Source organism: Fulvitalea axinellae (assembly GCF_036492835.1).
GTDB lineage: Bacteria > Bacteroidota > Bacteroidia > Cytophagales > Cyclobacteriaceae > Fulvitalea > Fulvitalea axinellae.
On the sequence record NZ_AP025314.1, the window covers coordinates 2,969,414 to 2,982,138 of the forward strand.

The following is a 12,725-nucleotide window of genomic DNA, read 5'->3' on the forward strand; positions in this document are numbered from 1 at the left end:
TTGAGGCGGCATTTACGAATAAAAAAAGTGATTTCCAGACGAAATTTTCTCGTAATTTCACATAGCAATATTTCTTTATGCAAATCCGGAAGATTGAGAGCCATGTGCTTTTTATAGCGTCAAAAACCATTTTTAAAACAAAAAAGTCGCCGAAGCGACTTTCAGTTATTTTATTTCACATTAGATAAAATCAATTCACCGGCACGTTATTGTAACAGAACGAGAAGCTTTCTTTGAAAGACTTCAGCTCATCCACAAAGTCCACACTCTTAGAAAAATTCAAATATTCACGCAAACTTGACTCTGGGCTAACCTTAAGGCTTTCGAGCTCCAAGTGCTGGTTTACAAACATAAACTCCAACTCCGGATACACCTCTTTCAAAGCGTCTACGACGTCGATAATCCGAAGGTTTTTGTCCGCCAAATTGTACATTCCCGACGGCACTGTTTCCGACAACAAACCGCCCAAAGCTTGCGTCACTGTATCCACATGAACAAACGCCCTGAACTGCTTGCCGTTACCGTCGATGGAAATCCGGCCATTGAAATGCGATTCGAACATAAAGCGGTTAATCACCGCATCAAAACGCATACTTTTGCTATAACCGTACACGTTCGCACACCTTAATATATAGGTATCCATCTTACTGAACAGACGGCGAACATGCTCCTCCCCTTTCAGCTTCGAAATTCCGTAAACGGTTTTAGGGAACGGAACCGACTCCTCCGTAAATTCGGCTGTGGCTGATTTTCCGTAAACCGAGGCGCTACTTAAGTATACAAACCTTTTCACGTCACTTTCTTCAACAGCGCTTACCAAATCGGCGGTTCCCCAATGGTTCACTTGCTCATAAACATGAGAGTCCAAATGAGAAAACGGAGTGGAAACGCAAGCGGCCAAATGGTAAACCACATCGATTCCCTGTAAAGCTTTTGCTAATTTTCTAGAATCCAGAATGTCTCCGCAAACGAAGCGAACTTTTTCGCCCCCTTCCAGAGTGGCTCCCAAAAATAGATTATGGTTCTTACGGCTCAGGTTGTCATAAATTCGAACCTCCGTAACCTCAGGACGCATGGCCAATGTTCTCACTAGGTCTGTACCCACATAACCCGCTCCGCCAGTCACCAATACTTTCATTCCGTTTATATTTTTAACGGAAAGGCTAAGCCTTTCCGTTCTATTTCCAATTGTTTAAAAAAATCACTTCTTCACAAGGTCGGTATGCAAGCCACACTCGGTCTTGTTCATCCCGTACCAACGGGCTTCACGCTCTTGCATTTCAGGATCCATTTTACGCGTACACGGCGCACAACCGACACTCATGTAACCTTTATCCTCCAATGGATGGGATGGCAGTCCAAATTCCTTCCTATAGAAATAAATCATTTTGGCGTTCCAATCCAACATCGGGTGAAACCTAGTTACATCGTGCGGCGCAGGTTGCTCAATTTTCATGGCCTTACGCACGGCGCTTTGGTCCGCCCTCACTCCGTTAATCCACACGTCATAGCGCTTCATAACGGCTTCCATCGGTTGGGTTTTGTTCAGGAAACAACAATAGTCGGGATCGCTGGCGAACAGGAACCGGCCATTACCGTCCATCTGCATAGTCTTGGGCACCGGGGTTTTCAAATCCACCAGATTAAGCCCTAACATTTCAGATATTTGGTCCCTGTAAGCGATGGTTTCCGGAAAATGATAGCCCGTATTAATAAAGTATACGGGAATCGAACGGTCTACCCTGCTGATCATATGCAACAAGACGATACTGTGCGACTGAAACGACGATGTGGTAAACATCTGACGTCCTTCCGCATTGTAACGTTCGACCTGTTTTTTAAATGCTTCGAAATCCAACTTACTCGACTTTTGTTGTTAAATACCCCGCTCCCGAGGCCCCATAAAGGGAATTCTTGAGCAATATTAAGCTCAAACCATGTATTAAACAAACCCCTTCCGCACAAAATACCAAGGTACGGTAAACGTTTATGCTCGCCCACAATATAACAATGCCCGCATAATCAGGGTTACCCTCCTAAGGCTTGACAAACCCGTGATTATATGTACAAATTATTGCATATTACGAACAACATTCGCACTCTGCGAATTGGTATCGCAACAATACTGATTACGATATTGGCTATCGGCGCCACTTATGCTAACGGATTTTCCGACATAGAAGCCACAATCGAAATCACCAATACACAAACTACATACGACGGAGACCCCAAACACGTTGCGGTTACTACAAATCCCGCCGGTTTAAATTATACGGTTACGTACAATTCCTCCACACAACCGCCAATTAATGTCGGTCAATATTCGGTGGTTGTCACCATCGCTCACGCGGGATTTACGGGGTCAGCGACCTCTACTTTAGACATTCAACCCGCCCAAGCCACCATTTCCCTTTCGGACACGGTTCAAACCTACGACGGAAATTTCAAAACCGTTTTGGCCGAGACAACTCCTCCCGGATTATCCATCAGAGCGGTTTATGACGGCCTAAATAGCCCTCCCACCACTCCCGGCACCTACCCTGTAACAGTCACGGTAACAAACACCAACTACACGGGCTCCCAATCAGGCACATTGCGCATCAAAAAAGCTCCCGCCACACTTTTCGTTTCGGACACTATACAAACTTACGACGGTGCCAGCAAACGCCCCACCGTAAGTACCGAACCCGCCGATTTGGGTTTAAGAATAACTTACGACGGCAGTGAAATACCGCCAAGAGACGCCGGAACGTACTCTACGGTAATTGCGGTAGAAAATCCTTATTATAGCGCTTCGAAAACCGTCAACCTGAAAATCAATCCCGCTTCCGGCATTGTCGTCATTGCCGGAACACAAGCAGTCTACGACGGAAACGCTAAGCCGGTTACGGTCACGACTGTGCCACCAAACCTAGCCGTAAGCGTCACTTACAACGGAAACACGTCAATTCCCGCTTCGGCAGGCTTATATTCGGTCATAGCCTCCATCAATGAAAACAACTACGCAGGCAGTAGTCAAGCCTCTTTAACAATTGACAAAGCTACCGCAACAATCACTTTCACAGACACTACCAAAACGTACACAGGCCTAGAATTAGAGCCTGATTATGTCACAGATCCGCCTAATCTGAACGTCAACCTTACTTTTGACAATACAGATCAGCAACCGACACAAACCGGAAACTACAAAGTCACCGCTACAATAAATGACCGTGACTATACTGGAAACGACAGCACTACCCTTGTTATTGAAAAAGCGGAGGCTCAAATCATTCGCTCTGATACGATAACCACATATAACGGATTACCACAAAGCCCGACAATTAGCACGATTCCTCAAGGCCTAAGCTTCTCGGTAAGCTATGACGATGAAACATCCAAACCGATTAACGCAGACACAATTGATGTAATCATCACAGTCAATGATCCGAATTACGAGAAAGTTGACTCGTCCAAATTCATTATCAAAAAGGCTCCGCAAACTATAACCTTTGGACGTATAGAAGACAGACCAATCGACGCTCCTCCTTTGGAACTGTCAGGTTCTAGTTCGTCCGGGCTCACACTCACTTATTCGGTCTCACCTGAAAGCCCCGCTCAGGTAAACGGAAACACACTTACACTGAGCATGCCGGGAGCCGTTACAGTGACCGCAAAACAGGACGGCAACGACAATTATCTGAAAGCGGACTCAGTAACGCAAATATTCGCAGCGCTTAGCCCGTATAGCCAAATCAAAGGAAAGATTGTAGACTTCGACGGAACTATCATAGATTACGGAAGTGTAACTCTTTTCAGAGACACGCTCGACTCCTATGTCCCGTTTGCGACCACCAACCTGACCACCAGCGGATATAGCGTAAAGGCTCCTGGAGGCAAGTACATTCTGAGATACAATGCTCCCGACACCAGTCGATTTATCAACACATACTTAGGCACATCCGTAATTTGGCAAGATGCCGAAAGTATTACCGTTTCCGAGGCAAAGGATTTATCCTTTTTCATTCCCGAACTTAGACCTGAAGTCAACCCTGGACACGTCACGGTATCAGGTCAATATGTCAGTGAAGACAATGGAAACTTCACTCCAATCCCTAACATTGTGCTTCTTCTCTTATACCCGGAAACCGAAAGAATCTATGATGTTTTAAGAACTGATGAGACGGGAAAATTCGAATTCAATAGAATCAAATACGGTAATTACACCTTACAAGTAGACAAGCCAACAGGCAAAAAAAACAGGCTTTCACCGCTTCTTCAGCTCTCTCAAAATATTGATTCTCTGGAAATACGGGTAATTGAACAAGCCCAAGGCATAAAAGTCGAGGTACTTAAGGCCCATCAAGTCTTGGATGCTCAAAACTTAGACGACAAAATCAAAATCTCACCAAATCCCGCCACGAACTGGATCCGAATCACAAAAGACACACAATCCAACACCCAATTTTCAGGACAGATCCTCTCGGTTTCAGGCAAATCCGTCTGCAAGTTCTCATCTCTTTCATCTGGTGAGAAACTAGATCTTAGCCACTTCCCTCAAGGGGTGTTTATAATAGAGATTCATTCGAAAGACGAGATAATAAGGCGAAAAATATTTAAACGATAAGAGACGTCATCTAAACCAATGACGTCTCTTTTCTCGAACTAGAATTCCGACTTCTAGTTTATATTGTCACCAAAGTCTCTTAGTCAACTTTCTTCCCTTTCAAAAGATAGTTACGAACATAGTCACCAACTCCGTCTTCAAGAGACGTAAACTCGGCATCGTAACCAGCAACTCTCAGTTTATCCATTTTCGCTTCCGTGAAGTACTGATACTTGTCACGGATATCAATCGGAGTGTCGATAAACGAAATATTCTCAGGCTTATCCATCGCCTTAAAGGTCGCTTTCACCAAATCAAGGAATGTTCTGGCATTTCCGGTCCCGACATTGTAAATACCCGAATGCTTTCGGTTTTTCATCAGCCACAGGCTAATATCCACAACATCCTTTACATAAACGAAATCACGGGTTTGCTCTCCATCTTTGAAATCCGGGTGATGCGAACGGAAAAGCTTCATTCCGCCAGTTTCCGAAATTTGATTGAAAGCGTGATAAACAACAGAGGCCATTCGTCCTTTATGGTATTCGTTAGGTCCGTAAACATTGAAATACTTCAGACCAGCCCAAAAGAACGGAGCTTTTTCTTGCTCAAGCGCCCAAATATCAAAATTGTTTTTCGATTCTCCGTAGAGGTTAAGAGGCTTAAGATTCGGAATAAGAGACTCGTCATCATCATAACCATTCTCCCCCATTCCGTAAGTAGCCGCAGAAGATGCGTAAACCAAAGGAATCTGATACTTGACACAACGATTCCACATATCAATGGAATAATTGTAATTCAATTTATCAAAAACGGCTTTGTCAAACACTGTCGTAGCGGAACAAGCCCCGTTGTGGAACACAAATTCCACCTCTTTCTGATTCTCGTCAAACCACTCAAAGAAGTCTTCCAAATCGACTTTGCATTCCAAACTTTTACCTTCCAGGTTCTCCGTTCTTTTCTCCGGATTTCTGAAATCGTCCACCGCCACAATGGCTTTATATCCTTGCCTATTAAGCTCGGCAATCAAACAGCTTGCGATAAAGCCCGCCGCTCCGGTCACTACGATCATATCTGTGATGTTTTTCGGTTAGCTTGGTCAGTAAACCAAAAATTAAAAAAAACGGGAGCTTTTATCTCCCGCATTTACCACTTATTTCTTTTTCAGCTTAATTTTCAGCTCTTCCACCTTATTCATTTCGGTAGTCAGCTCTCGTTTAAGCTTCACTTCTCTTTCGAAAACTTTCTTCTTGTAGTCGTCGTACTCTTTTGCCAATTCGTCAAGGTCTTTGCGAGCGACATTCGCTGCGTTATTTTTCACCTTGGTGTTCATCAACGCCGCAGCCATTAGCCCGGCAAGCACAAGAATAATCCCCCAAGTGAGATAAATATAAGTCCCTTTTGAGAAATCAATTCCTATTACGCTAATGTGAGTCGTCAAATGACGGCTTTCGTTTACTAGAACTTCCTTACTCTTAATCGTATCGTTCAGGCTCACAATTTGGGCGTCCTTTTTCACGATAGAGGCTTTCAGTTCAGAAATCTGCTCCTTTTCAACACGAAGCGTATCCGAAATCTCATTCCAAAAAGCGTCGAGCTGTCCCTCTTTGATTACTTTATAGTCTTTCCAATTGCTCGACTTCTTCTTCATCTGATAAAAACGCGAAGCCAAATCCGTCGCCGTTTCCGTTGGGGAAGCGACAGCCGGCTGTGTGGTGGCTTGAGCCCGCAATTCCAAATGGGAAATTTGAAACATCAAAAACGCTAAAACGCCAATCCTGAAGAGCTTAATCATAATCTTGCTTGATAACACATTAAATCCGACCCGAAAATACGGCTTTCGTGCGAAAAAAACGTATTTGGCCTATCCATTTATACTTCTTTTACTTGACTTAATGAACGCCAAACGACGTAAGTTATTGCCTTTTTGGAACATCTGGACCTTCTCTTCCCGGACCAAGACAGATTCTCCTCAAAAAAAGACCTTTCCGAAAAAAATCGTTCTAAATTCAAACCGATTTTCATAAAAAAATCCGGACCGACTCAGAGAGGAGCCGATCCGGGGATGTATGTTCTATTACAGCCGTTATTTCAAACGATACTGCCCTTTCATCCTAATCGTCACCACTACGTCTTCCGAACCACTGTTTTTGAAATACCAACCATGTGGCCCTTCAAATGGAGCGGTAAGCGTACCGGCCATGTTTTTTGAATACGCCACAGTGTAGCTCTCGTAAAATCCGCTCTTTTCACCCGGTTTTTTCTTGACCTCGCCATGAAAATCGAGAAACAACTCAGGTCCATCGGTAATCCAAGAGTATTTCATTTTACCGTACTTAAGCATCTGAACCTTATATTCGATACCTTTTCCAGCAGGAATTGTCACACTCACCTCATCCTGACGCTCTTGATATTGTCGCTCTGGCGCCGGATCGCTTACTCCCGCAGGCACTGGCACATCAGGCCCTGACCCTACATGCCCTAATTTTACGGCTGGATGAGATTTCTGAGTAGGCTTCCTCACAGCCTCTGTAGTTTCAGGGGAATAAAGCTTGTCAAAACCCAACAATTTTCCAGCTCCAACCGGATCTATTCCATATTCTGCAGGCATGATAGCCACAACCAATAAACCCCCTCCTATTACCAACGACAGCAATGTAAGTTTGATGATCGTCGGTTTATCTATTGTCTGTTGATCCATTATCAAATTTATTATTCCATAAAAACACAAACCCGGTTTCCTCAACCGGGCATCATTCAAACGCTTACAAAATAACCCGTAAGCTGGAAACCGATAAGCAAAAAACCGGCTACCATCAAGGCCGTATTCGTTACGGTTGAGAACTTGTGATAGCTTGGGTACCGGCGCCAAACGTTAATGACGATTATGACAAACAACAAAGCCAGAAACTGCCCAATCTCAACTCCGATGTTAAACCCGATCAAGTTCGTAAACAACCCTTCCTTGCTGAACTGAAACTCCTGAAGTTTGGTAGCCAATCCAAAACCGTGGAACAGCCCGAAGATCAACACGGCGACTTTCGTATTCGGCTGCTTTCCGAAGAATTTCTCGAAGCCCCCCAAATTATCAAATCCCTTATACACAATCGATAAGGCAATAATAGCGTCGATCAAAAACGCATTGACGTGAATATCGGCCATCACGCCCAACAGAAGTGTGGCGCTGTGCCCGATAGTAAAGAAACTTACGTAAATCAGCACTTCTTTTGGTTTGTACAAAAAGAAGATTACACCCACCAAAAACAGTAAGTGATCATAGCCCGTTATCATGTGTTTCGCTCCAATATAAAGGAACGGGATAAATGCTGCTCCTTCGTTATTGGTCAAAAACTTTTGGGTCTCGCCATCTACGCCGTGCGCATATGCCACTCCCGAAAAAACGGAAACCAGCACAACCAACACAAACGCAAGTATATTTTTAATTTTCATTTTAAGATCTATTTAAATCAGCATCAATGCTCGTGTGAATGCCCGTGAGAGTGTCCGTGCTCGGCAGCCTCCTTGCTATTGACAACTTTGGAACTGTCTTGCTTATGCGCATGCTTCTTCATTTCCTTTTTCTCAACAGGCGCCACATGTTCGTGCGAATGTCCGCCAGCTGAATGATCATGGCCTTGCAAATCGGTTTTTGTTTCCGTTTTCGTAGCCTCACCACTCTTACTTTCCTTTGATCCTGAACCACAGGCGCTAAATAAAACACCTCCAAAAATTAATATGCTTAAAATCTTCTTCATCTTAAATTATTTATATTAATCAGAAAACGCCTTTGACAGAAAGCTAAAACGGAAAGAACTAGCGTACCAATAAGATTGACCGCAAACGGAGCGCAACCACACAAAAGCATGAATACTAGCGCCCTAATATCACAGACGATTAGCTCATAATCTTGAGATAAGCATTTCCCGCAAAGGCACGACCTACCGCCGACAACAATCGTCATTTCAGACACAATCCAGTGCGACTTTAGGGGCTCTGACAAAGGCAAAACAATTGACTATTGCGGAGCCATTCAAAACTCCGCAATTGGTTTTTCTCAAAAATTCAGTACAATTCAGGAGGGCCACGAAGGGTCTTCACCGACCGAAAAAGCAAAGATCCAATCTCCGGAGGGTGATCCGTAAGACCATTTTGCCCCAAAAAGAATACGGTTTTTTCCAGCGAAATCTCGCCGAAAAAACCACAAGCTATGGGTAAGGGAACCTTTTTATGAAGGTTCACATTCGGCCGGGGCTTTAGAAAAATAAAATCAGAATCAGCGATATGCTGATGCTCTTGGTGATGGTGATGACCAGCATCCTCATACACCGTATGGTGATCTGAATGGTCATCCCAAACTTGATGCGAAGAGATATACCTCATCTCCCCCGCATGGTGATGATGCGGAATCATCCCATGCAGAAATATCATCATAAATGATAATAGCAATCCGATTGACGTAAGTCTGGCCTTCACAATTACGAATATAGCCACTTTTACCGAAATCAAAACTCCACAAACATACTTAACACCGCTAAATCGGAAGTTCAAATTACGTAAAAGTCTATGCGATAAATTCTCTTCAATATTTTGATCTGCAAAAAGGAGCCTGAAACCCCAACCCGTTTCGGCCATATGCGTATTCTTGCTAAATTGCGTTTTAATTTTATCGGAACTATTACAGACAACATACATATCACGAAACATGCTTCTGAAAACCGGCTTCACCAGATTATTATCCCTCTTCGCTCTTGGAAGTGTTTTGTTGACCTCTTGTGGCCAAGAAAAAAAAGAAGACACCAAAACTTTAGGCAGTTGGCGAGGTGAATTCTCCGCACAAGGGAAGAAAATCCCTTTCAACTTCGAGTTGCACAATCACGACGGAAAATATGCCGTACATTTGCTCAACGGAGACAATAACGAGACTATCGAAAGCGTAAAAGTTACCGCCGACTCGCTGATTATCGAAATGCCCGTTTTCGACGCCAAACTTGAGGGAGCCTTTAAAGATGGAAAAATAGAAGGCCGACTCGTAAAAAACTACGCCGAAGGCTATATCATCCCTTTCACGGCTGAGCATGGCAAAAAATTCCGTTTTGAAGCCCGCTCAGGCTCTAGCGCCAATTTCAACGGTCGTTGGAAAGTCAAATTCGGACATTATAGCGATGACAGATTTGCGGTAGGCATCTTTAAGCAAGAAGGGTCAAAAGTACAAGGCACATTCCTGACCACCACCGGCGACTACCGCTTTTTGGAAGGTGACGTAATCGGGAAAACCATGTACCTGAGTACTTTCGACGGCGAGCACGTTTATCGTTTCGAAGGAAAGATGACGGAACAGGGAAGAATCGAGGGCAGTTACATTTCAGGGCTGAAGGGCAAAAACACTTGGAGCGCAATCCACGACGAGTCCGTTAAGCTTCCAGACGCTAACTCCTTGACTTATGTCACTGACAAATCACAGAAGGTTTCGCTTGAATTGCCAAATATCAACGGCGAAACACTTAGCTTCCCTGGCGAGAAATACAAAAACAAGGTTACTGTCCTCCAAATCCTCGGCTCGTGGTGCCCAAACTGTCTTGACGAAACCGCTTTTCTGAGCGATTATTACAAGAAGAACAAAGATAGAGGCCTTGAGATTATCGGCCTAGGATATGAGCGCAGAGCGGATTTCGATTACGCTTCCAAGATGCTCAAAAAACTACAAAAGCGTTATGACATCCAATACGACTTGGTAGTAGCGGGAAAATCAGGGACAAAAAATGTTGAGAAAACATTCCCAATGCTCAATAAAATCATGTCGTTCCCAACTACTATAATTCTTGACCGCAAAGGCGAAATAAGGAACATTCACACTGGATTTAGCGGACCAGCCACCGGAAAAGCTTATGAAGATTTCAAAAAGGAATTCACCGAAAAAATGGATGAACTCTTGAATGAGCAACCTAGCTAAGACTAGACTTTAAACCAAAAACGCCCGCCGAGACAATCTCGGCGGGCGTTTTTTATTCTTTAAAGGCCAAGAACCTTATTCCACAGTTTGAATCACGAAGTTGTGATTTGTATAAATACAGATATCCGCCGCTACAGTCAATGACTCACGAACCATTTCCTCTGCGGTAAGATGTTCCGCATGTTTTTTCAATGACAAAGCGGAAGCCAATGCATAATTACTTCCCGAACCGATAGTGGCTACACCGTTTTCCGGTTCCAATACATCTCCTGTCCCGGAAATAATCAAAACCTCCTCTTTATCAGCGACAATCATCATTGCCTCCAACTTACGCAGGTAGCGGTCTGTACGCCAATCTTTCGCCAATTCGATGGCTCCTCGTTTCATATTGCCTCCGTAAGTGTTGAGTTTTTCCTCAAAACGCTCCAAAAGCGTAAAAGCGTCGGCGGTAGAGCCCGCAAACCCGGTCACGATAGTGCCGTTTCTCAAGCTTCGGATTTTCTTTACATTATTCTTCGCTACGGTATTTCCCATAGTCGCCTGTCCATCAGCTCCTATCGCTACTTTTCCGTTATGAATCACGGCGCAAACCGTCGTTGACCTTACTTTCATATTTATTTCTATTTGTGGCGACTCCAAAACAAATCATTCATTTTGAATAAAAAGAGCCCCCTATATTTCTTAATTCAAACTAAACAGAGATGGTTCCGGCCGAAGATAAAACAATCTTGAATAAAATCGTTTTTACCCGCTTAAATCCTTCTTACGGCTTTTCAATAAGCCAAGTTTTGGATATGTTCGTCAAAAATCAAACCGATGAAATATATATACGCCTTACTTTTAATCATTTCAAACTGTTGGATCGGGCAAAACGCCTGCGCTCAAGGACAATACGAGAAATATTTCGAAAATTACACGCTGAGGCTAGATTACACCCAAGCAGGAAACAGTGAATCGCAGATCGTTAATTTCGAACAACTTCGCAAAGAAGCCGAATGGGCTGGACCAAGAAAAAACCTGATCGATCCGTTTAATTACGGACAATACCGACTGATGGTTTATGATTCGGCCACTCAAAAGCTAATTTTTTCCAGAGGCTATAGCACCCTGTTCCGCGAATGGCTCGACACTCCGGAAGCCACAATGAGAAACCGTAATTTTTATGAAACGGTAGTGATGCCTTTTCCGAAAAACGCTGTTATCGTTTCGATAGAAAAGCGTCAAAGGGACCAGACGTTTAAGGAAATCATGCGGGAAAGCATCGACCCGAAAAGCATTTACATCAACAAGGAACAGGCTTTACAATTCCCGATCAAAAGCGTAGTCGATAACGGGAGCCCTACCGAAAAGATTGACGTAGTCGTCATTCCGGAAGGATACACAAAGAGTGAATTAGGGAAATTCGAAAGCGACACAAGGCGATTTATCGACGATTTTTTCGAAACGGAACCCTTTAAAAATCATTCGAAAGATTTCAACTTTCACCTAGTCATGATTCCTTCCGAGGAAAGCGGAACAGACATTCCCGGCAAGGGAATCTGGAAAAACACAGCCTTGAACACCAGCTTTTACACTTTCGAAAGCGAGCGTTACTTAACAACCCAAGATATCAAACGAGTGCGTGATGTGGCGGGATTAGCGCCTTACGACCAAATCTACATATTGGTTAACACCGAAAAATATGGCGGGGGTGGCGTTTACAATTATTACAACCTCTGCTCAAGCGACCATCAGCAGTCATTACGCGTTTTCACGCACGAATTTGGCCATGCTTTCGGTTCCCTCGCCGATGAATACGCCTACGGATACTCCGACCCCGAGCACCTGTATGATTTGAGTGTGGAGCCCTACGAGCCCAACATCACGACTTTGGCTGACTTTGCCAGCAAATGGAAAGACCTGACTAAGAAAAGAACCCCAATCCCAACTCCCGACACCAAAAAATACGCCGACAAAGTCGGAGCTTTTGAAGGTGCTGGCTACGTCAAAACCAAAATTTACCGCCCGGTAAAGGACTGTAAGATGAGGTCAAACAACACCAACGACTTCTGCCCCGTCTGCACCCGGAGCTTAATAAAAATGATAGACTTCTACGCCGACCGCCCCGTAAAGTGACAAGACCTAAGCGCTAAAAAACAAGGCCCGTACGATTATCGCACGGGCCTTGTTTTTGACCGGGGCATAGTCAAA

Annotated in this window: 12 protein-coding genes; 3 read left to right on the forward strand and 9 right to left on the reverse strand. The window is 44.0% G+C overall.

The genetic code is table 11. From position 1 onward, the window contains the following. Positions 1-190: 190 nt before the first annotated feature. Together AABK39_RS11170 and AABK39_RS11175 are read right to left on the reverse strand one after the other, a co-directional pair. Complete coding sequence (locus tag AABK39_RS11170) at positions 191-1,138, reverse strand: NAD-dependent epimerase/dehydratase family protein (protein WP_338391432.1); 948 nt, start codon at positions 1,136-1,138, stop codon at positions 191-193. 63 nt (positions 1,139-1,201) lie between these two features. After that, positions 1,202-1,858: a phosphoadenylyl-sulfate reductase gene (locus tag AABK39_RS11175; RefSeq protein WP_338391433.1), complete on the reverse strand. Its 657-nt coding sequence runs from the start codon at positions 1,856-1,858 to the stop codon at positions 1,202-1,204. 204 nt (positions 1,859-2,062) lie between these two features. Between AABK39_RS11175 and AABK39_RS11180 the strand changes: the two genes are divergently transcribed. After that, positions 2,063-4,606, forward strand: a complete 2,544-nt coding sequence (locus tag AABK39_RS11180; RefSeq protein ID WP_338391434.1) for an MBG domain-containing protein — start codon at positions 2,063-2,065, stop codon at positions 4,604-4,606. A gap of 79 nt (positions 4,607-4,685) precedes the next feature. On the opposite strand, the gene rfaD is transcribed toward AABK39_RS11180, so the two are convergent. The 6 genes from rfaD to AABK39_RS11210 form a co-directional block, all read right to left on the reverse strand. Beyond that, positions 4,686-5,657: an ADP-glyceromanno-heptose 6-epimerase gene (gene rfaD, locus AABK39_RS11185; RefSeq protein ID WP_338391435.1), complete on the reverse strand. Its 972-nt coding sequence runs from the start codon at positions 5,655-5,657 to the stop codon at positions 4,686-4,688. A gap of 81 nt (positions 5,658-5,738) precedes the next feature. Further along, entirely contained in the window at positions 5,739-6,380 is a 642-nt protein-coding gene (locus tag AABK39_RS11190; protein WP_338391436.1) for a hypothetical protein, read from the reverse strand. 291 nt (positions 6,381-6,671) lie between these two features. Further along, positions 6,672-7,286, reverse strand: coding sequence for a hypothetical protein (locus AABK39_RS11195; protein ID WP_338391437.1), 615 nt, complete (start codon positions 7,284-7,286; stop codon positions 6,672-6,674). Between the two features lie 56 nt (positions 7,287-7,342). After that, on the reverse strand, positions 7,343-8,035 hold the full coding sequence (locus AABK39_RS11200; RefSeq protein WP_338391438.1) for a HupE/UreJ family protein: 693 nt from the start codon (positions 8,033-8,035) through the stop codon (positions 7,343-7,345). Between the two features lie 23 nt (positions 8,036-8,058). Beyond that, positions 8,059-8,340 (reverse strand): hypothetical protein, encoded by a 282-nt coding sequence (locus AABK39_RS11205; protein WP_338391439.1) that lies wholly within the window; start codon positions 8,338-8,340, stop codon positions 8,059-8,061. A 307-nt stretch (positions 8,341-8,647) separates the two neighbouring features. Further along, the gene (locus tag AABK39_RS11210) at positions 8,648-9,133 is read right to left on the reverse strand and encodes a hypothetical protein (protein WP_338391440.1); all 486 of its coding nucleotides are present in this window, start codon (positions 9,131-9,133) and stop codon (positions 8,648-8,650) included. A gap of 154 nt (positions 9,134-9,287) precedes the next feature. On the opposite strand from AABK39_RS11210, the gene AABK39_RS11215 reads away from it, so the two are divergent. Beyond that, entirely contained in the window at positions 9,288-10,535 is a 1,248-nt protein-coding gene (locus AABK39_RS11215) for a peroxiredoxin family protein (RefSeq protein WP_338391441.1), read from the forward strand. Positions 10,536-10,610: 75 nt separating this feature from the next. On the opposite strand, the gene hslV is transcribed toward AABK39_RS11215, so the two are convergent. After that, the gene (gene hslV, locus AABK39_RS11220; RefSeq protein ID WP_338391442.1) at positions 10,611-11,147 is read right to left on the reverse strand and encodes an ATP-dependent protease subunit HslV; all 537 of its coding nucleotides are present in this window, start codon (positions 11,145-11,147) and stop codon (positions 10,611-10,613) included. A 204-nt stretch (positions 11,148-11,351) separates the two neighbouring features. Here hslV and AABK39_RS11225 point away from each other — a divergent pair, with 204 nt between their 5' ends. Beyond that, a complete protein-coding gene (locus tag AABK39_RS11225) occupies positions 11,352-12,650 on the forward strand; it encodes a M64 family metallopeptidase (protein ID WP_338391443.1) in 1,299 nt (432 codons plus the stop codon). Positions 12,651-12,725 lie beyond the last annotated feature (75 nt).